This window comes from Microbacterium sp., assembly GCF_044340635.1.
Classification (GTDB): domain Bacteria; phylum Actinomycetota; class Actinomycetes; order Actinomycetales; family Microbacteriaceae; genus Microbacterium.
Window position 1 is genome coordinate 148912 of record NZ_JBIITF010000003.1, and the last position, 24124, is coordinate 173035.

Below are 24124 nucleotides of genomic sequence, written 5' to 3' on the forward strand. Positions count from 1 at the left end.
GCGATCAGCCGCGAGCGAGAGCGCGGTTGATCTGTCGGGCCCAGAACGGGCCGCGGTAAAGAAACGCGGTATAGCCCTGCACGAGGGTGGCCCCCGCGTCCAAGCGCTCACGCACGTCCGCGCCGCTCTCGACGCCGCCGACCGAGATCACGCAGAACTCGGCGGGGACCGATGCTCGGACGACGCGAAGTACTTCGAGCGAGCGATCACGCAACGGTGCCCCCGAGAGCCCGCCCGCGCCCGCAGCCTCGACGACAGTGGGGTCGGTCCGGAGGCCCGCACGCGAGAGCGTCGTGTTGGTGGCGATGAGTCCGTCGAGCCCGAGCTCGACCGCGAGAAGTGCGATCGCCCGCACCTCTTCGTCGTCGAGGTCCGGGGCGATCTTCACGAGCAGCGGTGTGGTCCCCGCCGCATCCTTGACCGCGCGCAGCAACGGCGTGAGCGTCTCCACGGCCTGCAGGGTGCGCAGGCCCGGCGTGTTCGGCGACGAGACATTCACGGCGAGGTAGTCGGCGAGCGGCGCCAGGCGCGTCGCACTGCGCACATAATCGGCCGTCGCATCCGCGACATCGACGACTCGGCTCTTTCCGATGTTGATGCCGATCACCGGTCGGTCGTGACGCCGGCGGAGCTTCGCGATGCGAGCGGCTGCCGCATCCGCTCCCCCGTTGTTGAATCCCATGCGGTTGATCACAGCGCGATCCGGGATGAGTCGAAACAGGCGCGGGCGGGGGTTGCCGTCCTGCGGGATCGCCGTCAGTGTGCCGACCTCGACATGCCCGAAGCCGAGCGCGCCGAGCCCGAGAACCCCGACCGCGTCCTTGTCGAACCCGGCGGCGACACCGAAAGGCGAGGGAAAGTCGATGCCGAGAGCTCGCGTCCGAAGCGTTGGCGCGGGGCGTGTCACTCGGCGGACCAGAGCGGAGAACGGAGTAACACCCGCGGCACGCACGACCCGCATCCCGAGGTGATGCGCCGTCTCGGGGTCGAACCTCGAGAGCACGACGGAGAAAAGAAGGCGGTACATCCCGCCCCCCTCTGACTCACGCACGAGGCACGTCGCCGTCGAACCCCGGAGCCGCGACGCGATCCGCGCGCAGATCGTCGATTGCCGTCTCGAAATCGTCGAGCGACTCGAAAGCTTGATACACGCTCGCGAACCGCAGATAGGCGACCATGTCAAGGGCCCGGAGCGGACCCAGGATCGCCAGCCCGATCTCGTTCGTGTCCACCTGGGACGCGCCCGTCTGCCGCACTGCTTCTTCGACCTTCTGCGCGAGCATGGCGAGATCCGCCTCGGTCACGGGGCGACCCTGGCACGCCTTACGCACACCCGACATGACCTTCTCGCGACTGAACGGCTCGATGACCCCGGACCGCTTGATGACATTGAGGCTCGCGGTCTCGATCGTCGAAAATCGACCACCGCATTCGGGGCATTGCCGGCGACGACGAATCGAGAGCCCGTCATCGCTCGTGCGCGAATCGATCACGCGAGAGTCGGGATGCCGACAGAAGGGGCAGTGCATATCTCGTGGTCCTCGCTAAAGGCGGAGTCGTTGAATGGCAGCTTCAGATCGTGGATGCTTCGGAGTCTGCTGCGACCGGCGCGAAGCGCGCGGTCACGGCCTCACCGTGCGCGGGCAGGGCCTCGGCTTCGGCCAGCGCGACGATCGCGTCGGCCACGCCCTCCAGCGCATCACGGTCGTACGCGATGATCTGCTGCGCCCGCAAGAACGTCTGCGCTCCGAGCCCGGCCGCGTAGCGCGCCTGACCTCCGGTGGGCAGAACGTGATTGCTTCCCGCGAGATAGTCCCCGAGGCTCACGGGCGAGTTCGGTCCGAGGAAGATCGCACCCGCATTGGTCAACTCGGGCAACAGCCCCTCGGGGTCGCGCGTCTGGACCTCGAGGTGTTCCGGAGCGTAGGCGTTGCTGAACGCCACCGCAGCAACCAGATCGTCCACCAGCACGATCGCGGACTGTGTGCCCGCGAGTGCCGTACGCACCCGCTCCGCGTGCCGCGTGCGCGATGCGACATCCTGCACCGCCGCGCGGACGGCCTCGGCCAGGTCGGCCGAATCCGTCACGAGCACTGCTCCGGCCTGTTCGTCGTGCTCGGCCTGACTGACCAGATCCGCCGCAACCAGTGCCGCGTCGGCTGAATCGTCGGCGATCACGAGGATCTCGGTCGCACCCGCCTCGGAGTCGGTCCCGACGACGCCCGCGACGTGACGCTTCGCCGCGGCGACGTAATTGTTGCCGGGACCTGTGACCACGTCAACCGGTTCGAGAGCGATGTCCGCAACGCCGTAGGCGAGCGCAGCGATCGCGCCCGCACCACCGATCGCGTAGACCTCATCCACGCCGAGCAGACCCGCCGCCGCAAGGATTGTCGGGTGCACCTTGCCGTCACTGCGTTGGGCGGGCGAAGCGAGCGCCACGGCGCTGACTCCGGCGACCTGGGCGGGGACGACGTTCATGACGACGCTGGACGGATAGACCGCCTTGCCGCCCGGCACATAGACGCCGACGCGGCGGACCGGCTGCCAGCGCTGGGTGACGCGTGCCCCGGGAGCGAGTTCGGTGACGACCGGAGGCGGGACCTGCGCCGCCGACGCGCGCCGAACGTTCTCGATGGCGCGTTCGAGTGCATCTCGCACATCGGCATCGAGTCCGTCGACCGCCGCGTCGATATCGGCGCGCGGAACCCGGAGCGTGTGTCCGGTGACACCATCGAACTTCTCGGCCTGCTCGCGCAGGGCGGCTTCGCCGCGGTCACGGACGTCGGCGACGAGTTCGCCAGCGACGCGCAAAGCGTTGTCGCGTGCTTCGGTCGCGCGCGGGACGAGGGCCGCGGCATCGCGCGCGGCAGTGCCGCGGAGGTCGATCGTGCGCATCCTCCCAGGCTACCCGGCGGATCAGCCCCGGGTGACGCCCGAGACGTCGTAGAGCACGCCGACGCGCCCGTCCTCATGCTGCACGACGAAGCTCGATCCGCGATCCGCGATCACGAGTGCCCACGCCGTCGGCCCGATCCGGAACAACGCGGCCCCGGTGCGCTCGTCGACCACGTCGCGCTCGACCGGCGACAGCGCCCAGAAGGGGCGCGAAGCCGCTGCGGGTGCCGCATCCGTCACCGGCTGCGCGCCGGTGTCCGTCGCTCCGCGCGCGTACGCCGGGGTCGGGCTCCAGCCGCCAGCGTCGACAACGCCCGTGTCACCCGTGGACGGCTCGGCGTCGTCCACCGCATACGAGCCGATCGGGTAGGCGCCGGTGGCCTGCGCGGCCCCATCCCCCGAAACGGGAGCGTAGGACTCGGGCGTCGGCTCGGGGCGGGGGCGGGCCACGACGGCACGCACGGCGCGGGCGTTGCGATGCGCGGGTGCTTCGGGGCGTCCCCGGAAGTCCTCGTCGAACGGCGCGATGAACGGCGCGAAGACGGTGAGCAGAACGAGGGCCAGGAAGACGATCAGCTCGACCCATACGACCCACGTCGTGTACCACGGGCCGTCATCGACCACCGTGGCGATCGTGTTCCAGATGTACGAGAGCCAGATGACGCTCGAGACCGAGAAGGCGACGGATGCGAACTGGTCGACGCCGAGCGACCCCACGCGTCGAATCCCGTCGGGCGAGAAGCGGCGCAGGGTGATGAGGAACACAGCCACCGTCGGCACGCCGATAGTCAGCACCCAATCGATACCGCTCATCCAGACGGAGCTGAACGGTGCACGAACAACGGAGAAGAACGAGACGATGAATGCCACAGCCCAGAGCCCGAGGATCGCGACCTCGCGGATCGTGAACGGGCCGACGCCGTATTGAGGTGCTTCTTCGGGCTCGCTCTCGGTCGCCGCGTCGAAGTCGGCGTCATCCGTCGGCGTCGGGTCCGGCTCCGTCGCCGAGACCGGCGAAGCTCCGAGATCCCTCTCGTCGTCTGTCAGGTTCTCGTCGGCCATAACCATCCCCTCTCGTGCGACGCCGTCGGCGCCCCGGCTACCTTACCTCGCGCACATACGCTCAGCCCAGGCATCCGGGTCCGAGCAGAGACTTCAATTCCCCGTAGAGATCCGCGGTCACCTTGACCGGAAGCGGCACGTCGAAAACCTTCGCGACGTCACCCTTGGTCAGCTTCATGCGCACCTCGGTCTGGCCGCGGTGTCGCTCGAGCACCACGGCGAGATCGGTGATGACCGCGTGTGTCGCGCGATGCTCGGGCACGATGAGCTCGAGCGCTCCCCCGGCGTCCACGGCGCCCAGATCGGGCACCATCGCCGAGACGGCGTGCAGGTTCAGCCCGTCATCGCGACGAGACACCCTGCCGCGCACGACCAGGATCGCATCGGCCTGCAGCAGCGGCTGGTACTCGATGTACGTCTTGCCCATGAACATCACGTTCACTTCGCCGTTGAAGTCCTCGACGGTCACCATGCCATAAGGATTTCCGCTCGATTTGGCGACGCGGTGCTGCACGCTCGTCAGGAGTCCTGCGACGGTGACCTGGTCGCCGTCGCCGAGATCCTCGGCGGAGAGCAGATCATGGATGGTCGTGGAGGCGTGTTTGGCGAGCGGCATCTCGAGCCCCGCGAGCGGGTGATCCGACACGTACAGCCCGAGCATTTCGCGCTCGAAAGCCAGCTTGTCCTTCTTCGTCCACTCGGGCCGATGCGGCACGGTCTTCGAGCCGTGCTGGGGCTCATCGAACAGGCTGTCGAAGTCGAAACCGTACTGACCGTTCGCCTCGTTGCGTTTGACGTCGACGGTCTGCTCGATCGCGTTCTCATGGATCTCGAGCAGCGCGCGCCGTGTCGCACCCGTCGAGTCGAAAGCGCCGGCTTTGATGAGCGATTCGATCGTGCGCTTGTTGGCGACCTGCAGCGGAACGCGCTGCAGGAAGTCATGGAACGACGTGAACGGCTCCTCGCCGCGGCACGCGACGATCGCATCCACGACGTTCGCCCCGACGTTGCGGATGGCGCCGAGACCGAATCGGATGTCATCGCCCACGGCCGCGAAATACCGGATCGACTGGCTGACGTCGGGCGGGAGGACCTTCATTCCCATTCGTCGGCACTCGTTGAGATACACCGCGAGTTTGTCCTTGGAATCCCCGACACTCGTCAGCAGGGCGGCCATGTACTCGGCGGGGTAGTGCGCCTTCAGGTAGGCGGTCCAGTAGGAGATGAGCCCATATGCGGCGGTGTGCGCCTTGTTGAAGGCGTAGTCGGCGAACGACTCGAGAACCTTCCAGAGCGCGTTCTGGGCGGCCGGCGAGTATCCGTTCGCCGTCATGCCCTCGAAGAAGTCTGCCTGCTGCTTGTCGAGCTCGGATTTCTTCTTCTTGCCCATGGCGCGACGGAGGATGTCCGCCTGACCGAGCGAGAAGCCGGCGAGCTTCTGCGCGGCCGACATCACCTGCTCTTGATAGACGATCAACCCGTAGGTCGTACCGAGGATCTCGCTCAGGGGTTCTTCGAGTTCGGGGTGGATCGGCGTGATCGGCTGCAGGCCGTTCTTGCGAAGCGCGTAGTTCGTGTGGGAGTCGACCCCCATGGGGCCGGGACGGTACAGCGCGAGGACGGCGGAGATGTCTTCGAAGTTGTCGGGCTTCATCAAACGCAGGAGGGACCGCATCGGCCCACCGTCGAGCTGGAAGACGCCGAGCGTGTCGCCGCGCGCCAGCAGCTCATAGGACGCCACGTCGTCGAGGGTCAGGTCTTCGAGCACGAGCTTCTCGCCACGGTTCGCCTCGATATTGTCGAGCGCGTCGTCGATGATCGTGAGGTTGCGGAGCCCCAGGAAGTCCATCTTGATCAGGCCGAGCGACTCACACGCGGGGTAGTCGAACTGCGTGACGATCTGGCCGTCCTGCTCCCGCTTCATGATCGGGATGATGTCGCTGAGCGGCTCACTCGACATGATGACGCCGGCCGCGTGCACACCCCACTGGCGCTTCAGGTTCTCGAGCCCGACCGCGGTGTCGAAGACGGTCTTCGCTTCGGGATCGGTCTCGATCAGGGTGCGGAACTCGGATGCCTCTTTGAACCGTGGATGCGCCTTGTCGAACATGCCCTCGAGGGGCATGTCCTTGCCCATGACCGCGGGGGGCATGGCCTTCGTCAGCCGCTCCCCCATGCCGAACGGGAAGCCCAGCACGCGCGAAGCATCCTTGAGCGCCTGCTTGGCCTTGATCGTGCCGTACGTGACGATCTGAGCGACACGCTCGTCGCCGTACTTATCGGTGACGTACTGGATGACCTCGCCGCGGCGGCGGTCGTCGAAGTCGACGTCGAAGTCGGGCATCGAGACGCGCTCGGGGTTGAGGAACCGCTCAAAGATCAGTCCGTGCTGGAGCGGGTCGAGGTCGGTGATGCGCATCGCGTACGCCGCCATCGATCCGGCACCCGAACCACGACCGGGGCCAACGCGGATCCCGTTGTTCTTCGCCCAGTTGATGAAGTCGGCGACGACGAGGAAGTAGCCCGGGAATCCCATCTGGACGATGACGTCGGTCTCGTACTCGGCCTGTCGGCGCACCTCGTCGGGGATCCCCGACGGGTAGCGCGCCTGCAGTCCCCGCTCCACCTCTTTGACGAACCAGGACTGTTCGGTCTCGCCGTCGGGCACCGGGTAGCGCGGCATGTAGTTCGCGCTGGTGTTGAACTCGACCTCGCAGCGCTCGGCGACGAGCAGGGTGTTATCGCAGGCCTCGGGGTGGTCACGGAAGATCTGGCGCATCTCGGCCGGCGTCTTGACGTAGTACCCGTCGCCGTCGAACTTGAAGCGTTTGGGATCGTCCAACGTCGACCCGGACTGCACGCACAGCAGGGCGGCGTGGGATGTGGCATCGTGCTGATGCGTGTAATGCAGATCGTTCGTCGCCAGTAGGGGGATGTCGAGATCTTTCGAGATGCGCAGCAGGTCGCTCATCACGCGGCGCTCGATGCTGAGCCCGTGGTCCATGATCTCGGCGAAGTAGTTCTCTTTGCCGAACAGGTCCTGGAACTCGGCGGCCGCCGCCCGAGCCGCGTCGTACTGCCCGAGCCGCAGACGGGTCTGTACCTCTCCGGAGGGGCAGCCGGTCGTCGCGATGAGTCCCTTGCCGTACTTCTGGAGGATGTCGCGGTCCATGCGCGGCTTGAAGTAGTACCCCTCGATGCTCGCGAGCGACGAGAGCCGGAAGAGGTTGTGCATGCCCTCGGTGCTCTGCGAGAGCAGCGTCATGTGCGTATAGGCACCCGAACCCGAGACGTCGTCGTCGTTCTGGTCGGGGCTGCCCCACTTCACACGGGATCGGTCGCTGCGGTGCGTTCCCGGCGTGACGTAGGCCTCCACGCCGATGATCGGCTTGATGCCGACATCCTTCGCGGCCTTGTAGAACTCGTATGCGCCGAAGGTGTTGCCGTGGTCGGTTATCGCGATCGCGGGCATGCCCTGACGTGCCGCCTCTTGCACGAGCGGGCCGACGCGGGCGGCCCCGTCGAGCATCGAGTATTCGCTGTGCACATGGAGATGAACGAAGGAGTCGGCTGCCACTCGTCCACACTAAGGGGCGCCTCCGACATCGTCGACGGGTCGCACCGAAACCGACCCGGCTACGCCAGATCGAGACGCATCAGGACCCTCGGAAACCCGTTCACCACCGCGCACCCGCACGCACCAAAGCGACCAGACATCCTGATCGTCGATACGGGGGATCTTGCGGTTCCGCGCGAACGAGGTGTCCGCCCGCGGATGGATCGCCGCCCACCCGACGATCTCTTCCCCGTCGTACGCCAGAACACCGGGCGGCCCCTCGCGCACGAGCTCGGCAACGCGCTCGCCGCGCGCCGTGCCCCGAAGCGCGAGGTTCTCTTTCGACGGGATGCGGTAGCTCAGACACCAGCAGACATTCGCATCGGGGCGCTTGGGGCCCACCATGATCTGCACATCTTCGAACACCGTCGCGGGCCGCACGTCGATCGCCATCACCGCATTCTGCCCCGGGCCTGCGACATTCGGCAGGACCCCGGCTCATCCGGCCTGCAGCACCTCGAGCGCGTGGGCGAGATCGGCCGGATAATCCGAGGCGAAGGTGACCCAGTCGCCGGTCGCCGGGTGATGGAACGAAAGCTGTCGAGCGTGGAGCCACTGGCGGGTCAACCCCAAACGAGCCGACATCGTCGGGTCCGCACCGTAAAGCGGATCGCCGACACACGGATGCCTCTGCGCGGCCATGTGAACGCGGATCTGGTGCGTGCGCCCGGTCTCGAGATGAATCTCGAGCAGGGAGGCACCACGGAATGCCTCGAGCGTCTCGTAGTGCGTGACCGAATCCTTGCCGTCCGGCGTGACGGCGAATTTCCACGAGTGCGTGGCGTGCCGACCGATCGGCGCGTCGATCGTGCCGGACAAGGGATCAGGATGCCCCTGCACGACGGCGTGATAGATCTTCTCGACCTCACGTTCCTTGAAAGCGCGCTTCAGCGCCGTGTAAGCCGCTTCGGACTTCGCGACGACCATGAGCCCACTCGTGCCGACATCGAGCCGATGCACGATGCCCTGCCGCTCCGCGGCGCCGGTCGTGGCGATGGTATATCCGCTCGCGGCCAATGCCCCGAGGACCGTCGGCCCTTCCCATCCGACGCTCGGATGGGCCGCGACACCCGCCGGCTTGTCGATCACGACGATGTCATCGTCGTCGTAGACGATGCCGAAGTCGGGCACCGCCATCGGGACCACACGAGGTTCCTCGCGTTCTTCCCAGTTGACCTCGAGCCAGACTCCGCCCGACAGGCGGTCCGATTTTCCGACCACGCGACCATCCACACTGACGCCACCGGATTCGGCAACCTCTGCCGCGAAGGTGCGCGAGAACCCGAGCATCTTGGCCAGGGCCGCGTCGACCCGGGTGCCCTCCAGACCGTCGGGCACGGGAAGACTCCGCGCCGGCACTGCTAGGCCCTCGGGGGGTCGTCGGTGCCGTCCGCGACAGCGCCGTCGGGTCGTCGTGGGGCCCCGACATCCGGGTCCGCGACCGGGAAAAGCGCATCACGGTCGGTGCCCACGCCCTCGATCGAAACAGGACCGCCGGCCGTGGACTCATCGCCCACGGCCCCGTCGGCAACGCTTTCGTCCGGGGATGTCTCGGCGCGGTCTTCCCGACGTTCACGGGTGCCGTCCATGTGCAGTCCGAGCAGGACGAGCAGGGCGATCCCGATCATGTCGCAGACGATGAAGATGTCGGCGACGTTGTAAATCGCCGGCATCATCCACGGCGTGGAGATGAAGTCGACGACATGGCCGACCGGGAAGCCCGGGTCACGCAGCAGACGATCGGTGAGATTGCCGAGAACGCCGCCGAGCAGCAGCCCGAGGGCCACGGCCCAGAGCCGGGAGCGCACCCGCGTGATCATCAACCAGACGATCGCGATCGCGACCGCGGCCAGCGCGATCGTGAAGACCCACGTGACACTCTCGCCCAGCGAGAACGCGGCGCCCGGGTTGAAGACCAGGACGAAGACGAGGAACTCGCCCAGAATCTGGACCGGATCACCCGGCGTCAGATTCTGCAAGGCGAAGAACTTGCTCAACTGATCGGCGGCCAAGGCCACCACCGCGAGAGTCGCGATGATAGCGATGGCCGCCGGTCGATTGAGAGGCTTGCGCGGCCCCGCGGATTGCTCGGGTGCGGGACTCGGTTCGGTCAAGGTCTAGAGACCGATGGCCGACACGGGCGTCGAGCCCGACGTCGAGCCGGACGTCTCGAGGTCGCGCAGCTGACCCTCGATGTAGCTACGCAGCTGGGCGCGATAGTCACGCTCGAACTGACGGAGCTCGGTGATGCGACCCTCGAGTACCGTGCGCTCCTTTTCGAGGCGGGCGGCCTCTTCGCGCTGCTTGGCCTCGGCTTCGGCAACGATGCGCGATGCGGTTGCCTCAGCCTCTCCGACCAGCTTGTCGCGCTGGGCGATGCCCTCGGCGACGTGCTCGTCGTGCAGGCGCTGCGCGAGCTCGATGATTCCCGCGCTGGTGCTTGCGCCGGCGTCATCGCTCGAGGGAGCGGGCTTCGGCGCGGCCGCGACGGGAGCCTCGACCTCGGGCGCGGGCTCAGCAGCGGGTGCCGCGGCGGCCGGCTTCTCGCCGGCCTCATAGGCCTCGAGCTTGGCCTTCAGCTCTTCGTTCTCGGCGATCGTCTTGCGCCACTCGACGACGATCTCGTCGAGGAAGTCGTCGACCTCTTCGGGGTCGAAACCCTCTTTGAACCGGACGTGCTGGAACTGCTTGGTAACAACGTCATCGGGGGTCAGAGCCATGGGGGATCCGTCCTGTTCATCTCTGCTGGTCACGGCGTGGCTGCGCTGGGGCGCGAAGCCATCAGCATAGCTGAGCCATCTCGGTGTCGCGAGAGCGGACCGGGTGCGTCACGGCACAGTCAGCCCAACCGAAAGCGCCGGTTTATGCCGCGCCGGCGATGGATCGTGTGACGCTCAGCAGGATGAAACACAGGAAGATCGTGAGCGCGAAAGCGAGATCGATCGCAACCGGTCCGATACGGAGCGGCGGGATGAATCGGCGAAAAAGCCGGATCGGAGGATCCGTCACGGTGTAGACGATTTCAGCGAAGATGAGCCCGGCACCCCGAGGACGCCATTCGCGATTGAAGACCGGGATGTACTCGAGAATGAGTCGCCCCAGCAGCACGAACACGTACAGCAGGATCAGACCGTTGAGGATCGACGCAATGAGCCTCAGCAGTTCCACGTATACAGACTACGACGCGGAGAAGGGCGCGGCGTCCGGGTCGGCGTGCGGGATGCCGCCGTCACCCGAAACCTCGACGTGCTCGGGCGAGAGCAGGAAGACCTTGCTCGTGACCCGCTCGATGCGTCCGTACAGTCCCAGCGACAGTCCGCTCGCGAAGTCGATGAGGCGGCGCGCGTCGGCGTCGCTCATCTGCGAGAGGTTGATGATCACGGGGATGCCCTCGCGGAAGTTCTCGGCGATCACCTGGGCGTCGCGGTACTGCTTGGGGTGCACCGTGAGGATCTCGGTCAGTCCGCCCGCTGCGGGCTGGTGGACGGCCTTCGGACGAAGGGGCGTCACCGTGCCCTTGGGCTCGACGGCGTGCACGCGCGAGTGCTGCTGCTGCGGCTCGTCGACGACTTCTTCTTCGTCGGCAAGACCGAGGTAGACCATGGTCTTCTTGAGCGGGTTCGACATCGCATCCTCCGTGTTGGCTCGTCTGTTTCGAGGTTAACCGCGGGCGGGTCGGTTGCCCGTGATTGCGGACCCGATCCGCAGGTGTGTCGCGCCGCCGGCGATCGCTTCTTCGAAATCCCCCGTCATCCCGGCGCTGATCCAGGATGCGTCGGGCACCACGGCGCGGACCCGTGCGGCGTGCTCGGCCAAGCGTGCGAAGGCCGCGGCGGGATTCTCGTCGAGCGGCGCCACAGCCATGACGCCGCGCAGCCGGAGGCCGGCGCATCCGGCGACGTGTTCGGCGAGGGCCACGACGTCCGACTCATTCGTTCCGCCGCGTCCCGCGTCGGCCGTCAGATTGATCTGCACGAGCACGTCGAGCGGCGGCGTCCCGGCGTCCGCGGCGCCACTGAGAGCGTCGGCGAGCTTGGTCCGATCCACCGAGTGAACGACGGATGCGGCGGCCCGCACGGCACGCGCCTTGTTCGTCTGGATCTGCCCGACAAAGTGCCAGCGCATGTCCGCGAGGTCCTCGAGCTCAGCACGTTTTGCGGAGATCTCTTGCTGGCGGTTCTCACCGACGTCTCGGACGCCGAGGGCGTGCAGATCGCGCACCAGCTGCGCCGGATGGAACTTCGTCACGACGATCCGCGTGATCTCAGCCGGGTCGCGTCCGGCCGTCCGGGCCGCGGCTGCGACGCGTTCGTCCAACAACGCCAGTCGGTCCGCGAGAGGGGCCACTTCGGTCATGCGGCACCTCTCGCGGGCCGCGGCATCCGTTGCGGGATACCGCTACTTCAGGAAGTCCGGGATGTCGAGATCGTCGTCACCGAACGCGGAGTCGAAACCCGCGGCCTCGGGAACGATCGGGCCGGACGCGGAGCCGACCGAAACCGACTCGCGCACGGGGGCCTTGACCTCGGCTGCCTCGTCGGCCGTGGCGACCGGCAGGGCGGGCGCCTGTCGCTGAGCGACGACGGGCTCGCTGCGCTGCAGGGGTTCTCCGCCGTCGAATCCGGCCGCAATCACCGTGACGCGCACTTCGTCGCCGAGCGTGTCGTCGATGACCGTACCGAAGATGATGTTCGCCTCGGGGTGCGCTGCCTCTTTGACGAGCTGCGCGGCATCGTTGATCTCGAAGATTCCCAGGTTCGAGCCACCCTGGATCGAGAGCAGCACACCGTGCGCACCCTCGATCGAGGCCTCGAGCAGCGGAGATTCAACCGCGAGCTCGGCAGCCTTGATCGCACGATCCGCGCCGCGGGCAGAGCCGATACCCATGAGGGCCGATCCCGCTCCCTGCATGACCGACTTGACGTCGGCGAAGTCGAGGTTGATGAGACCGGGAGTCGTGATGAGGTCGGTGATGCCCTGCACACCGGCGAGAAGCACCTGGTCTGCCGTCGCGAACGCCTCGATCATCGAGATCCCGCGATCGCTGATCTCGAGCAGGCGGTCGTTCGGCACGACGATGAGAGTGTCGACCTCTTCCTTGAGCTTGGCCACGCCCGTGTCGGCCTGTGTCTGACGACGGCGTCCCTCGAACGAGAACGGCTTCGTGACGACACCGATCGTGAGGGCGCCGATCGACTTCGCGATCTTGGCGACGACGGGTGCGCCACCGGTGCCGGTGCCACCACCCTCGCCCGCTGTGACGAACACCATGTCGGCGCCGCGGAGGGCCTCTTCGATCTCTTCGGCGTGATCCTCTGCCGCACGGCGCCCCACCTCGGGGTCGGCGCCGGCGCCGAGGCCGCGGGTGATCTCGCGACCGACATCGAGCTTGACATCGGCGTCGCTCATGAGGAGCGCCTGCGCGTCGGTGTTGATCGCGATGAACTCGACACCGCGCAGCCCGAGCTCGATCATGCGGTTGACGGCGTTGACGCCGCCGCCGCCGACGCCGACAACCTTGATAACGGCGAGGTAGTTCTGGTTCTGGCTCATGCCGGCCTCCGTGTCGCGAACCTGGGTGAAACCTTCAACCTCAAGTAGAACTGTAAAGAAATGCCCGGTATGCATTTCCTCTGTTCACACGGTAGGCCGGGGCATCGCAGGCGCCCGCAGGCGCGCGGCGTGTCGCGGCACACGTGAGAAAAACCTCAGGTTCAGAAGCTCGCAGCAGCGAGGGTCAGCGGACGACGACGGATGCGGGCGACGAGACGTCGTACACCGACATACCGGGCCGAGCAGCCATCGCCCGGTCGAGATTCACGGCCTTGAGCGCAGTCTCTTCGACAGCACCCCATACGACCTGGGTGCCGCTCGCGAGCGTGAGAGTGACATCGTCGCGCGTGGTCGCCGCGATGCGCGTCACCTGGGTCGCGATCGCTTCCGGGAGGGCGCGCATGACGAGTCCCGCCGACTCGAACGCCCCGGATGTCGTCCCGCCGGCGATTTCGAGGATGGGGCGACCGTCCGGTGGGTTCGGGCTGGTCTCCAGCGCCACGCCGGCAGCATCAACGAGCGTCCACCCGGCATCCGTCTGGATGACCCCGATGGGTGTGCGTTCGACGATCCGTACCACCAGGTCATGCGGCGGGCGTGCCTCGAGCGTGTACGACTCGACCAGGGGGAAGGCCACCAGCGCGGCCTTGACGGCGCTCGCATCCACGAGCGGCAGGGGCGTCCCGATCTGGCCGGCCAGGGCCTCTTCGACCGTCGCCGCGGGCAGCGACGTCGTGCCGACGACCTCGATCCGCTCGACCGCGAACAGCGGGCTATAGGCCGCGCCGACGCTGCCGACGATCAGCATCAGCACGGCGGCGCTAATCACGAGCCACACGAGACGCCGACGCCGGCTGCGGACGGTGAAGCGGCGCACCTCGCGACGCAACGCGCGGCGACGTGCCCGTGCGGCACGCCAGACGTCACGGATTCCCGTGCGTCGGGGTGCGGCATCCGGGGCCGTCTGGTCTTCACCCCGTTCAGGGGTCGCCGCCTCGTCTACCGCCAGCTCGCCCGTCGGCGACGGTTGCGCCTCGGACGGAGCAGGGACGACGGATGCGTCTTCACCCAGACCCTCGTCGTTACGAGGAACGGTCGCTCCGTCGTCCCTCGAACGCGCGTCGCCCCACGAACGCGACTCATCCCACGAACGCGATGTGCGCTTCGAGGCTGCCCCGGATGTCTCGGGCGCGGGAAGCGGCGGGGGCCGACGCATCCGTCAGTCCGTGACGCCGGCCGGCGCCGTGTGCGAAAGCGCTTCGAGCAGCTGCGGAATGATCAGGTACACGTTGCCGCAGCCGAGGGTGATGACGTAGTCGCCCTCTCGCGCCACCGTCGCCGTGTAGTCGGCCGCCTCTTGCCAGTCCGCAACGTACGCGACGTGATCGGGGGCCGCGAAGGCGTCGCGGACGAGGGCGCCGGTGACACCCGGGATGGGATCCTCACGGGCACCATAGACGTCGAGCACGACGGTGTGGTCGGCATACTCCTCGAGCACTTCGGCGAACTCGCGATACATCTGCTGTGTGCGGGAGTATGTATGCGGCTGGTGCACGGCGATGATGCGGCCCTCGCCGATAACGGTGCGCGCCGCAGCCAGGGCTGCCGCCACCTCGGTGGGGTGGTGCGCGTAGTCATCGAAGACGCTGACGCCGCGGGTGACACCGTGCAATTCGAAGCGGCGGATCGTGCCCGCGAACCCCTCGACGGCGCGCAGGGCGGGCTCGAGCTCGTACCCGAGCGAGAGCAACACAGCGACGACACCCGCGGCATTGATCGCGTTGTGTGCACCGGGGATCTCGAGTCGGGCCCGCTCCGTCGCGCCGCGGTAGGTCAGCGCAAACGACACCGGGCCGTCGGTGGTGATGTCGGTGACACGCACGTCCGCGCCGTTCGATTCCCCGAAGGTGATGACGTTCGGATGCGTGAGGCGGGCGGTGACCCGCAGCGCCCCGGGGTCGTCGGCCGAGATGACGACGCTCTCGCGGGCGGCGTCGGCGAAGCGCGCGAAGGCGTCATCGAACGCGTCGTTCGTTCCGTAGTGGTCGAAGTGATCGGGGTCGACATTCGTGATGAGGGCGATGGACGTGTCGTACAGCAGGAACGTGCCGTCGGACTCGTCCGCCTCGACCACGAACAATTCGTCGACGCCCGTGCCGCTCGAGGCGCCGAGCTGCGCGATCACTCCCCCATTGACGAAGCTCGGATCGGCGCCCAGCTCGTGCAGAGCGGTGATGATCATTCCGGTCGAGGTTGTCTTGCCGTGCGCGCCGGCGACCGAAACGAGACGGCGACCACCGATGAGCCAGTGCAACGCCTGCGAACGATGGATGACCGGCATCCCCCGCTCCTTCGCGAGGACGTACTCGGGGTTCTCGGGCCAGATCGCGCCGGTGTGGATGACGGTGTCGGCGTCGCCGAGATTGGCAGCGTCGTGCCCGACATGCACGCGCGCCCCGAGCAACGCGAGCTGACGCAGCGCGTCGCTGTCGGCGCGGTCGGACCCCGAGACCCGGATGCCGCGGGCCAGGAACATCCGGGCGAGCCCCGACATCCCCGATCCACCGATGCCGATGAAGTGCGCGGCGCCGATGTTGTCGGGAATCGGCAGGCTGAGGTCGGGTCGAATCATGGCCCGATAAGTCTAGGTCGGCCTCCTGCGAGGTCGGCTCCCGGCGCGCCCGGACTCGGGCTCTCGGCGCGTGCGCGCTCGCCAAGCCGGCGCGGGCGACTCAGCAACTCGACATACTCCCGAAGTGGGCATATGGTCGACGCATGAGCGCGCCCCTGGGAACGACCGCCTTCTGGATCCTCACGAGCCTCACCGAGGGGCGCCGCCACGGCTACGCGATCCTGCGACATGTGGACGAGGCATCCGGCGATCCCGGCTCCCTCAAGACCACGACGCTCTACGCGACGATCGAGCGCCTGCAGACGCGCGGACTCGTCGTTGACGACGGCGACGAGATCGTGGAGGGGCGCGCACGCCGCTACTACGCACTCACAGACACGGGTTGGACCCGCCTCGAAGAAGAGCTCGCCGACCTCGAAAATCGGGCATCCGCGGCGCGGCGGGCGCTCGCGTCCCCGCACCCCGCGCCCGCCGTCGGCGTGGCGACGTTCGCATGACGGCTCCGGACGAGCGCGCATTCCGCGCCCTGCTGCGCTGGTACCCGCGCCGCTGGCGAGAGCGCAACGGTGAGGTTGTGTTGGGCACGATGCTCGACGACGCCGAGGCGCGCGGGCAGCGGATTCCGGATGCCTCGATGCGGCGCGCCGCGGTCGTCCACGGCCTCGGCGCTCGACTGGATCGACGCGCGGCTATCGTTGCGGCATCCCTCGCCGTTGCCTTCGGGCTCGCGGGCATACCGCTCCTGTTCGCGGGAGCGGGCCCCATCGGATTGATACCCGGTTTCGGGGCCGCGCCACTGCTGATGCTTCTCGCCATCGTCGCCACTCTCCGGACGCGCGGAATCCTCTCCGCCCCCGAGGCGCTGGCCGCCTTCGCACTCGCGGTGCCGGCCGCCGCCTTGTCGACCCTTGCCGCTCTCTCGTGGTCGGTCGGCTTCGACGAGGGCGACGCGGGAATCACCCGCAGCTGGTTCGCTCAGGCTTTCGTGTGGTTCTTCGTGGCCGCGTGGCTTGCCGCCACCGCGTGGGGTGCCCTCGTTCTGGGCGGAATTCTCCGGACCCTGACCGCGCCTACGGCGTGGGCGCGGCTGGGCGGCGGCGGGTGCACCATCATCGCCTATCCCCTGCTGGCGTTCACGCTACTGAGCCCCACAACTGGGGCACTCGTCGCTGTGGCAACCCTGGGCGCGGTGATTCTGCTGACGCGACACAGATCGCCTGTGGCAGGCGCCCCCCGTTCCGCCGGGCCCGCGGCAAGAATGCCCCGCCCGGCCCGCCCGAGCGTGTTGGCCTGCGCCGCGGTGTCGACTGTTGCGGGCGTGGGCGCCATCTTCTTCGCCCTCACGGGTAGCGGGTGGAGCGGTGTCACCCTGGATTCGACCGAGGCGATGCGTACCGGAATCGTCGCGGGATTCCTTGCCGCACTGCCGTATTGCGCGGCGATCGGGCTGTTGCGATCCCACGACCATCGCACGATCGACACCTGGGGCCCGCCGACGCTCATCGCGATCGCATTGCTCATTGCCGCGACGGAGAACGTCATCGGGGGCGGTGACGGCAACCGGATCGTCTGGGCCCTGACGATCGCCGCGCTGCCCCTCGGCGGTGCCGTCACCTGGATTCTCGCGGTGGGTCGCTGGGCCTCTCGGGTCGTTCGGACGACGATCGCGGCCCTGTGCGGCGCATCCGTCGTCATCCTCGGCACATCGATCCAGATGCTTCCGTTCGTCCTGCCGATCGCGGCGCTGGTCCTCGCCATCGGCGAAGCCCGCCGCCTGACCGCGCACCGCGGCCGTCGCACCCAGCCCTCACGCGCCGCAGCTGCGTAGGCCCGGGGTGGGGCGCCGAACTGTCACAGACCGCTCTATTCGGCGCTCGGATCGAGCGTTCTGTGACAGTTCGAGCCCCAGGGCGCGGACTCAGCGCGCGAGGGCCTCGTCGATCAGAGCGATCAGGTCTTCCGTGCCTCGGCGCGAGCCGACGGATGCCGCGGCCGCACGCATCGCGTCGAGTCGGGCGGCATCGCCCAACAGCGGAACCACCTCCGCGCGCACCCGGTCGGCCGTGAACGACGCGTCGTCGATCAGCACGGCCGCACCCGCGGCAACCGCAGACGCCGCGTTCAGGCGCTGCTCGCCGTTGCCGACCGCGTAGGGAACGTAGACGGCGGGGATGCCGAGGGCGCTGATCTCGCTGACCGTCGCGGCGCCGGCCCGCGAGACGACGACATCGGCCAGCGCGAAGGCGAGATCCATCCGGTCCTCGTACTTCTTCACGACATACCCGGGCACACCCGGGTCGGACCAGTCCGACCGCTCTCCCGTCACGTGCACGAGCTGATACCCCGCGGCGAGCACATCGGCGTACGAACCCGCGAACGCCTCGTTCAGCCTCAGCGCACCGAGCGACCCGCCGAACACCAGCAGGGTCGGACGTGCGGGGTCGAGGCCGAAGTGCGCCGCGGCCTCGTCACGCAGTGCCGACCGGTCGAGGTCGACGATCTCGCGACGCAGCGGCATCCCGACGACGCGGGAGCGCCGCAGCGGTGTCCCGGCGAAGGCGACGCCGACTCCCGACGCGCTCCGCGCGCCCAGCACGTTCGCCAGACCCGGGCGCGCATTCGCCTCGTGCACGACGAAGGGCGTGCCCGAGAGGCGCGCCGCGACGTAGGCCGGAGCCGACGCGTAGCCTCCGAACCCGACAACGACCGAAACATCCCGATCGCGGATGACCCGCCGCACGTGTCCGACCGCCCTCCGAAAGCGGGCCGGAAAGCCGATGGCCGCACGATCGGGCCGGCGCGGGAACGGCAGACGTTCGATCGTCAGCAACTCGTAGCCGCGGTCGGGCACGAGGCGCGCCTCGAGCCCCTCCTTCGTGCCCAGCACCAGAATCCGCGCCTCGGGATCCCGGGCACGTAGTCCGTCCGCGACCGCCAACAGCGGATTGACATGGCCCGCGGTTCCCCCGCCGGCCAGAAGATAGGTCGTCACGCCGAGACTTTACCTCGACGGGCCGCGGTCGCCCCGCCACGGATGCCGGTGCGGACGGTCGGAGCCGACGTCGGCAGCGTCCGAGCGAACGACAGCAAGACACCGCAGGCCATCAGCACCGAGAGCAGAGCCGTTCCGCCCTGCGACATGAACGGCAAGGGCACACCGAGAACGGGGAAGATGCGCAGCACGACACCGATGTTGATGAGCGCCTGCCCGACGATCCAGATCGTGATGCCGCCCGAAGCGATCCGGATGAACGGGTCGTCGGTCTTGCGGATGACGTGGAAAGCACCGACCGCGAACAGCGTGAAGAGCCCGAGGATCACGATGCAACCGATGAGACCGACCTCTTCACCCACGATCGCGAAGATGTAGTCGTTGGCGCGGGCGGGCAGCCACCCGTACTTCTCTTTGGAGTTGCCGAGACCCAGCCCGAAGATCCCGCCGCCGGCCAAACCGAACACGCCGTGCATGGCCTGGTAGCAGTCGTTGAAGTAGTCGCAGTCCTCGTTCATGAAGCTCATGATGCGGCGCATGCGGTTGGGGCTCGCGACCGCCATGTAAGCCACGTAGGCCGCTGCACCGATGAGCGGCAAGAGGAAGATGCGCAGCCGCACTCCCGAGAAGAACAGTCCACCGAGCACGATCAGCACCAGGATCATCGCCGTTCCCAGGTCGTGCCCCGCCATGACGGTCGCGATGACCGCCGCCGAGACCGGGACGAGCGGGATGAAGACGTGGCGCCAGAGACCCAAGAGGGTCTGTTTGCGGTAAAGGACGTACGCGACCCAGAGGGCGAGCGAGAGCTTGAGGAACTCGGATGGCTGGACGGTCTGCCCTCCGATGGAAATCCAGTTGCGGTTTCCGAGGATCTCGACGCCGAGTCCGGGAACGAAGACGAGCAGTTGGAAGAGCGTCGCGAATCCGAGCAAGGGCCAGGCGATCTTCTTCCAGAACCTGACCGGGAAGCGCGATGCCACGAACATCAGGGGGATGCCGATGACGGCGAACACACCCTGTTTGATCAGCGATTCGAAGGGGCTCTGACCCTCGGCTGTCGCGGACGCGGTCGTGGCCGATAGCACCATGACCAGCCCGAAGCCGGTCAGCAGCAGAGCGGTCGATGCGATGAGGAGGAACTCGCTCGGTACGGGAGCGAATACGCGTCCGAGCGAAACCCGCGCCGCGAGTCCTCGGGGTGGGGGCGCGTCGTCAGGCTGTTGCGCCGCCCGCGGGGGGCGTGTCGGCGTCCGAGTCGCCATCCGTCTCCCCTGCCTGTGCCTCATGCCGATCGGGACGCGTTACGTCCCGTTCGGATTCTGTGTCGTCACGCTCGGGATCGAGTCCCTCGACGTGCTCGCGAACCGCTTCCGCGAAGCGCGTGCCGCGCTCGGCATATCCGCTGAACTGATCGAAGGATGCCGAAGCCGGAGCGAGAAGCACGACGTCTCCCGACGTCGCGATGCCCGCCGCCCGCTGGACGACACGCCTCATGACCTCTTCAGTCTCACCGTGCTCCACCTCGAACACGGGCACGTCGGGGGCGTGTCGCGCGAATGCCGCGACCACGTCGTCGCGCACACGTCCGATCACGATGGCCGCCTTGACCGCACTTCCCCGTCCCGCCACGAGCGGGCCGATGTCGACGCCCTTCAGCAGTCCCCCGACGACCCAGATCGCTCCGGGGTAGGCCGAGAGGGAAGATGCGGCGGCATGCGGGTTGGTTGCCTTCGAGTCATCCACCCACGTCACCCCGGCATGGTGCGCGACGACCTCGATGCGATGGGGATCGAGCCGGAACGTGTCGAGCGCGTCGCGGATGGCGGCCGGCTCCACCCCCGCGGCGCGCGACAGGGCCGAGGCGGCGAGGATGTTCGAGACGATGTGCGGGGCGATCAGCCCGACGGATGCCAGTCGGTCCAGAGTCGTGAGCTCGAGAGCACTGGACCGACGCTCCTCGAGAAAGGCGCGATCGACGAGGATCCCGTCGACGATTCCGACGTCGCTCGGCCCCGGAACGCCCAGGTCGAATCCGATGGCTCTCGCACCCTCGACGACTTCGGCGTCTTCGACCATCTCCCGGGTTGCGACATCCGCCTTGTTGTAGACACAGGCGACGCGGGTGTTGCGATAGACGACGGCCTTGGCTTCGCGGTAGGCGTCGAACGTTCCGTGCCATTCCAGGTGGTCATCGGCGAGATTCAGGCACACCGAGGCGAGCGGGAAGGGTTGCCCCTCCGCTTCGGCAAGCGAGAGGTACCAGAGTTGGTGGCTCGAGAGCTCGACGACAAGAGCATCGAACCCCGCGGGGTCGCGGATCGCATCGAGCACGGGCACCCCGATGTTTCCGCATGGTGCCGCGCGCAGCCCGCCCTCGACGAGCATCGTCGCCGTGAGGCGCGTCGTCGTGGTCTTGCCGTTCGTCCCCGTGATCAGGATCCAGTCGGCGGACGAGCCATCCGCACGCACGACTTTGTCTCGCACGCGCCAGGCGAGCTCGATGTCGCCCCACAACGGGACGGATGCTTCGAGCGCCCAGCGCACGACGGGGTGACCGGGCGCGAACCCGGGCGATGCCACGATCACGTCGGGGCCGAACTCCGTGATGCGATCGGGGACCGCGTCGAGCGGGCCGACGTGCAGGTCGGCCCCGATGACCGGGAGGAGGCTCGCGTATTCTTCGGCCGCGGTTTCGGTTGCGACGAGCACCTCGGCACCGAGCTCGGTGAGGGTATCTGCGACCGAGAATCCGGTCTGAGCGAGCCCCAGGACGACGACCCGAAGGCCCTTCCAATCGGCGTTCCAACTGGTGAGCTCGGAGATCGGGGCGCTCATGCCCGGGTCAGCCACTCGACGTAGAAAAGACCCACGCCCGAAACGGCGAGCATGCCCGCGATGATCCACATGCGCACCACGATCGTGACTTCTGCCCAGCCGCGCATCTCGAGATGGTGGTGCAGCGGGCTCATCAGGAACAGGCGTTTGCCGCGCGTCAGCTTGAAGTACACACGCTGCAGGATGACCGAGCCCGACGCGATGACGTAAACACCGGCAACCAGCACGACGAGCAGCTCGGTGCGCGTGAGGATGGCCATCGCGGCGATGACGCCACCGATAGCCATCGAGCCGACATCGCCCATGAAGAGTTTCGCGGTCGGTGCGTTCCACCACAGGAAGCCGACGAGGGCGCCAACGAAGGACGCCGAGACGATCGCGAGGTCGAAGGAGTTCGGCGTGTCGTAGCAGGCCGGTTGCAGCGCGGGCGCCAACCCCTCACCCGTGCAGATCTGGTTGAACTGCCAGAAGGCGATCAGGCTGTACGCGCCGACGACGAAGATTCCGGCGCCCGCGGCGAGCCCGTCCAGACCGTCGGAGACGTTCACGCTGTTAGAGGTCGCGACGCCGATGAGCGACAGCCACGTCAGGTACAGGATCCAGCCGATCACCGGGCCGAGCGCCATGAACGAGAGCACGGGGATGTCTCGGAACAGCGACACATACGCGGATGCGGGAGTCTGACCCCAGGCGTTCGGGAAGTTGAGGGCGACGATGCCGAAGGGCACCGCGACGAGGATCTGACCGACGATCTTGCGCCAGCCCGACAGGCCGAGGCTGCGCTGGCTGCGCACCTTCATGTAGTCGTCGATGAAACCGACGGCACCGAATCCGATCATCATCCAGATGACGAGCAAACCAGAGATCGTGGGCGGATTGCCGCCCGTGAACCCGCCGATCAGGTAGCCGACGATCGTGCCGACGATGAAGATCGTGCCACCCATCGTCGGGGTGCCGCGCTTCTGGCCGTGGCTCGGGTTCTCGATCGCCTCGGGGGTTCGGATGACCTGACCCCAGCCCCATTTGCGGAACCAGCGGATGAAGACGGGAGTGAGAAAAAGCGTGAACGCCAAAGAGATCGCTGCCGCTGTCAGAAGGGATCTCACGAGAACGATTCTCCCAGACGATCGCCGAGGTGCCGGAGCCCCGCCGCGTTGGAGGACTTCACGAGCACTCGATCGCCATCGCGCAGCTCTTCGAGCAGATAGTCGTAGGCGGCATCCACATCCGGGAAGAAGACGGCTTCGCCGTCCCACGAACCCTGCGCGATCGCCTCGAGGAACATGCGGCGCGCGTCGGTGCCGACGATCACGATCCGCTGAATCCCGAGACGTACCGCGAGCAGTCCGACGCGATCGTGCTCGTCGTCGGCGTATTCGCCGAGCTCGCTCATCGCGCCGAGAACGGCGACCGTGCGCTGTCCCGGCCCGGTGATCTGGGCGAGCGTGCGGAGTGCCGCGGACATCGAATCGGGACTGGCGTTGTACGCGTCGTTGATGATGCGCACGCGCTCGGTGCCGAGCGGCTGCATCCGCCAGCGTTCGGCGAGTTCGACCGTCTCGAGCCGCTCGACGCAATCCTGCAACGACACCCCGATTCGCGTCGCGACGGCGATCGCGGCCAGAGCATTCGCGACGAAATGCTCGCCGAGAACGCGGAGTCGGAGCGACACCGTCGCTCCCCCGGCGCTGACATCGCACGTCGTTCCCTGGGCGGTCACCTGGACGTCTTCGGCGCGGACATCGGCGCTCGCGCCGCGCCCGAACCAGACGACCTCCACGCCACGGTCGTACGCGATCGAGGCCATCCCCGCGACCCGCGGGTCGTCCGCGTTCAATACCGCGGTGCCGCCAGGGCGGATCGCATGGACCAGCTCGGATTTCGCGGCCACGGTCGCCTCGATACCGCCGAAACCGCCGGCATGCGCGAGACCGACCATCAGAACGACGCCGATATCGGGCGTGACGAGTCCCGCGAGGCGGGCGATCTCGCCGGGAGCGCTGGCCCCGAACTCGCACACGAGGTATCGGGTGCTGTGCGTCACACGCAGCATCGTCAGCGGGGCGCCGACTTCGTTGTTGAAGGATGCGTGGGGCCAGACGGTCTCGCCCTCGTCACGGAGAATGCGCGCGACGAGGTTCTTGGTCGTCGTCTTCCCGTTCGAACCGGTGATGCCGACGACGGTGAGTTCGCCCTCTTCGCGTACTCGCGCGACGACGTAGCGTGCCAAGTCGGCGAGAGCTCCCACGACACTCGCGACGACAACCTGGCTGATCGGCGTGTCGACGGGGTGCTCCACGAGAGCAACGACCGCCCCGCGCTCGTGTGCCGTGCCGACGAACAGGTGCCCGTCGGTTTCGGCACCGGGCTTGGCGGCGAAGATGCCTCCGTCGGCGATGAGGCGCGAGTCGGTCTCGACGGTGCCGTCGACGATCGATTCAGCCGTGTCCGATCCGACGGTACGCAGCTCGCCCCCGGTGGCTTGGGCGATCTCGGCATACGTCAGCGCGATCATGGACACTCTCCCTGGACA

General features: G+C 67.5%; 21 protein-coding genes and 1 pseudogene. 2 read left to right on the plus strand and 20 right to left on the minus strand.

Annotated features, from left to right (window positions below):
• Positions 1-4: 4 nt before the first annotated feature.
• From ACIQ0W_RS04025 to murC, 15 genes and pseudogenes are all read right to left on the minus strand, one after another.
• Entirely contained in the window at positions 5-1027 is a 1023-nt protein-coding gene (locus tag ACIQ0W_RS04025; RefSeq protein ID WP_396641533.1) for a quinone-dependent dihydroorotate dehydrogenase, read from the minus strand.
• A gap of 16 nt (positions 1028-1043) precedes the next feature.
• Complete coding sequence (gene nrdR, locus ACIQ0W_RS04030; protein ID WP_051513196.1) at positions 1044-1529, minus strand: transcriptional regulator NrdR; 486 nt, start codon at positions 1527-1529, stop codon at positions 1044-1046.
• A gap of 43 nt (positions 1530-1572) precedes the next feature.
• Positions 1573-2898: a histidinol dehydrogenase gene (hisD, locus tag ACIQ0W_RS04035; RefSeq protein ID WP_396641534.1), complete on the minus strand. Its 1326-nt coding sequence runs from the start codon at positions 2896-2898 to the stop codon at positions 1573-1575.
• Positions 2899-2919: 21 nt separating this feature from the next.
• Positions 2920-3960, minus strand: a complete 1041-nt coding sequence (locus ACIQ0W_RS04040) for a hypothetical protein (RefSeq protein ID WP_396641535.1) — start codon at positions 3958-3960, stop codon at positions 2920-2922.
• Positions 3961-4021: 61 nt separating this feature from the next.
• Positions 4022-7489, minus strand: coding sequence for a DNA polymerase III subunit alpha (gene dnaE, locus ACIQ0W_RS04045; RefSeq protein ID WP_370651857.1), 3468 nt, complete (start codon positions 7487-7489; stop codon positions 4022-4024).
• Between the two features lie 144 nt (positions 7490-7633).
• Positions 7634-7969 (minus strand): annotated as a pseudogene (locus ACIQ0W_RS04050) (GNAT family N-acetyltransferase); the annotation flags it as partial.
• A gap of 45 nt (positions 7970-8014) precedes the next feature.
• Positions 8015-8935, minus strand: coding sequence for an RluA family pseudouridine synthase (locus ACIQ0W_RS04055; protein ID WP_396641536.1), 921 nt, complete (start codon positions 8933-8935; stop codon positions 8015-8017).
• 2 nt (positions 8936-8937) lie between these two features.
• Positions 8938-9594 carry a signal peptidase II gene (gene lspA, locus ACIQ0W_RS04060; protein ID WP_396641537.1) on the minus strand — a complete coding sequence of 219 codons (657 nt, stop codon included), beginning with the start codon at positions 9592-9594 and terminating at the stop codon, positions 8938-8940.
• Between the two features lie 99 nt (positions 9595-9693).
• A complete protein-coding gene (locus tag ACIQ0W_RS04065; RefSeq protein WP_036294597.1) occupies positions 9694-10296 on the minus strand; it encodes a DivIVA domain-containing protein in 603 nt (200 codons plus the stop codon).
• A gap of 142 nt (positions 10297-10438) precedes the next feature.
• A complete protein-coding gene (locus ACIQ0W_RS04070) occupies positions 10439-10744 on the minus strand; it encodes a YggT family protein (RefSeq protein WP_036294599.1) in 306 nt (101 codons plus the stop codon).
• A 9-nt stretch (positions 10745-10753) separates the two neighbouring features.
• Entirely contained in the window at positions 10754-11203 is a 450-nt protein-coding gene (locus tag ACIQ0W_RS04075; protein WP_036294602.1) for a cell division protein SepF, read from the minus strand.
• Positions 11204-11236: 33 nt separating this feature from the next.
• On the minus strand, positions 11237-11932 hold the full coding sequence (locus ACIQ0W_RS04080; protein ID WP_396641538.1) for a YggS family pyridoxal phosphate-dependent enzyme: 696 nt from the start codon (positions 11930-11932) through the stop codon (positions 11237-11239).
• A gap of 42 nt (positions 11933-11974) precedes the next feature.
• Positions 11975-13129, minus strand: a complete 1155-nt coding sequence (gene ftsZ, locus ACIQ0W_RS04085; RefSeq protein WP_036294609.1) for a cell division protein FtsZ — start codon at positions 13127-13129, stop codon at positions 11975-11977.
• A 184-nt stretch (positions 13130-13313) separates the two neighbouring features.
• The gene (locus tag ACIQ0W_RS04090; protein ID WP_396641539.1) at positions 13314-14345 is read right to left on the minus strand and encodes an FtsQ-type POTRA domain-containing protein; all 1032 of its coding nucleotides are present in this window, start codon (positions 14343-14345) and stop codon (positions 13314-13316) included.
• A gap of 3 nt (positions 14346-14348) precedes the next feature.
• Positions 14349-15761 (minus strand): UDP-N-acetylmuramate--L-alanine ligase, encoded by a 1413-nt coding sequence (gene murC / locus ACIQ0W_RS04095; protein ID WP_396641540.1) that lies wholly within the window; start codon positions 15759-15761, stop codon positions 14349-14351.
• 143 nt (positions 15762-15904) lie between these two features.
• Here murC and ACIQ0W_RS04100 point away from each other — a divergent pair, with 143 nt between their 5' ends.
• The gene (locus ACIQ0W_RS04100) at positions 15905-16258 is read left to right on the plus strand and encodes a PadR family transcriptional regulator (RefSeq protein ID WP_396641541.1); all 354 of its coding nucleotides are present in this window, start codon (positions 15905-15907) and stop codon (positions 16256-16258) included.
• Positions 16255-17589 (plus strand): hypothetical protein, encoded by a 1335-nt coding sequence (locus ACIQ0W_RS04105; RefSeq protein WP_396641542.1) that lies wholly within the window; start codon positions 16255-16257, stop codon positions 17587-17589. The genes ACIQ0W_RS04100 and ACIQ0W_RS04105 overlap by 4 nt, the downstream gene beginning before the upstream one ends.
• A 90-nt stretch (positions 17590-17679) precedes the next feature.
• Here ACIQ0W_RS04105 and murG read toward each other — a convergent pair whose 3' ends face one another.
• Genes murG through murF form a run of 5 tightly spaced genes read right to left on the minus strand, consistent with a single transcriptional unit; the run spans position 17680 to position 24106 of the window.
• A complete protein-coding gene (gene murG / locus ACIQ0W_RS04110) occupies positions 17680-18753 on the minus strand; it encodes an undecaprenyldiphospho-muramoylpentapeptide beta-N-acetylglucosaminyltransferase (RefSeq protein WP_396641543.1) in 1074 nt (357 codons plus the stop codon).
• Positions 18750-20018 (minus strand): putative lipid II flippase FtsW, encoded by a 1269-nt coding sequence (ftsW, locus tag ACIQ0W_RS04115; RefSeq protein WP_081766170.1) that lies wholly within the window; start codon positions 20016-20018, stop codon positions 18750-18752. Before ftsW ends, murG begins: the two co-directional genes overlap by 4 nt.
• Positions 19969-21591: a UDP-N-acetylmuramoyl-L-alanine--D-glutamate ligase gene (gene murD, locus ACIQ0W_RS04120; RefSeq protein WP_304689567.1), complete on the minus strand. Its 1623-nt coding sequence runs from the start codon at positions 21589-21591 to the stop codon at positions 19969-19971. Before murD ends, ftsW begins: the two co-directional genes overlap by 50 nt.
• Positions 21588-22697: a phospho-N-acetylmuramoyl-pentapeptide-transferase gene (gene mraY / locus ACIQ0W_RS04125; protein ID WP_396641544.1), complete on the minus strand. Its 1110-nt coding sequence runs from the start codon at positions 22695-22697 to the stop codon at positions 21588-21590. The genes murD and mraY overlap by 4 nt, the downstream gene beginning before the upstream one ends.
• Positions 22694-24106: a UDP-N-acetylmuramoyl-tripeptide--D-alanyl-D-alanine ligase gene (murF, locus tag ACIQ0W_RS04130; protein ID WP_396641545.1), complete on the minus strand. Its 1413-nt coding sequence runs from the start codon at positions 24104-24106 to the stop codon at positions 22694-22696. The genes mraY and murF overlap by 4 nt, the downstream gene beginning before the upstream one ends.
• Between the last annotated feature and the right edge of the window lie 18 nt (positions 24107-24124).

Excerpts from the sequence above, each read along its gene's own strand:
- hisD (WP_396641534.1), bottom strand. The coding sequence starts at position 2,898 with ATGCGCACGATCGACCTCCGCGGCACTGCCGCGCGCGATGCCGCGGCC.
- ACIQ0W_RS04075 (WP_036294602.1), bottom strand. The coding sequence starts at position 11,203 with ATGTCGAACCCGCTCAAGAAGACCATGGTCTACCTCGGTCTTGCCGAC.
- murC (WP_396641540.1), bottom strand. The coding sequence starts at position 15,761 with ATGATTCGACCCGACCTCAGCCTGCCGATTCCCGACAACATCGGCGCC.
- ACIQ0W_RS04040 (WP_396641535.1), bottom strand. The coding sequence starts at position 3,960 with ATGGCCGACGAGAACCTGACAGACGACGAGAGGGATCTCGGAGCTTCG.
- ACIQ0W_RS04080 (WP_396641538.1), bottom strand. The coding sequence starts at position 11,932 with ATGACCGAAGTGGCCCCTCTCGCGGACCGACTGGCGTTGTTGGACGAA.
- ftsZ (WP_036294609.1), bottom strand. The coding sequence starts at position 13,129 with ATGAGCCAGAACCAGAACTACCTCGCCGTTATCAAGGTTGTCGGCGTC.
- murD (WP_304689567.1), bottom strand. The coding sequence starts at position 21,591 with ATGAGCGCCCCGATCTCCGAGCTCACCAGTTGGAACGCCGATTGGAAG.
- ACIQ0W_RS04065 (WP_036294597.1), bottom strand. The coding sequence starts at position 10,296 with ATGGCTCTGACCCCCGATGACGTTGTTACCAAGCAGTTCCAGCACGTC.
- murF (WP_396641545.1), bottom strand. The coding sequence starts at position 24,106 with ATGATCGCGCTGACGTATGCCGAGATCGCCCAAGCCACCGGGGGCGAG.
- ACIQ0W_RS04025 (WP_396641533.1), bottom strand. The coding sequence starts at position 1,027 with ATGTACCGCCTTCTTTTCTCCGTCGTGCTCTCGAGGTTCGACCCCGAG.
- nrdR (WP_051513196.1), bottom strand. The coding sequence starts at position 1,529 with ATGCACTGCCCCTTCTGTCGGCATCCCGACTCTCGCGTGATCGATTCG.
- ACIQ0W_RS04105 (WP_396641542.1), top strand. The coding sequence starts at position 16,255 with ATGACGGCTCCGGACGAGCGCGCATTCCGCGCCCTGCTGCGCTGGTAC.
- dnaE (WP_370651857.1), bottom strand. The coding sequence starts at position 7,489 with ATGCTCGACGGGGCCGCCCGCGTCGGCCCGCTCGTGCAAGAGGCGGCA.
- ftsW (WP_081766170.1), bottom strand. The coding sequence starts at position 20,018 with ATGGCGACTCGGACGCCGACACGCCCCCCGCGGGCGGCGCAACAGCCT.
- ACIQ0W_RS04100 (WP_396641541.1), top strand. The coding sequence starts at position 15,905 with ATGAGCGCGCCCCTGGGAACGACCGCCTTCTGGATCCTCACGAGCCTC.
- ACIQ0W_RS04090 (WP_396641539.1), bottom strand. The coding sequence starts at position 14,345 with ATGCGTCGGCCCCCGCCGCTTCCCGCGCCCGAGACATCCGGGGCAGCC.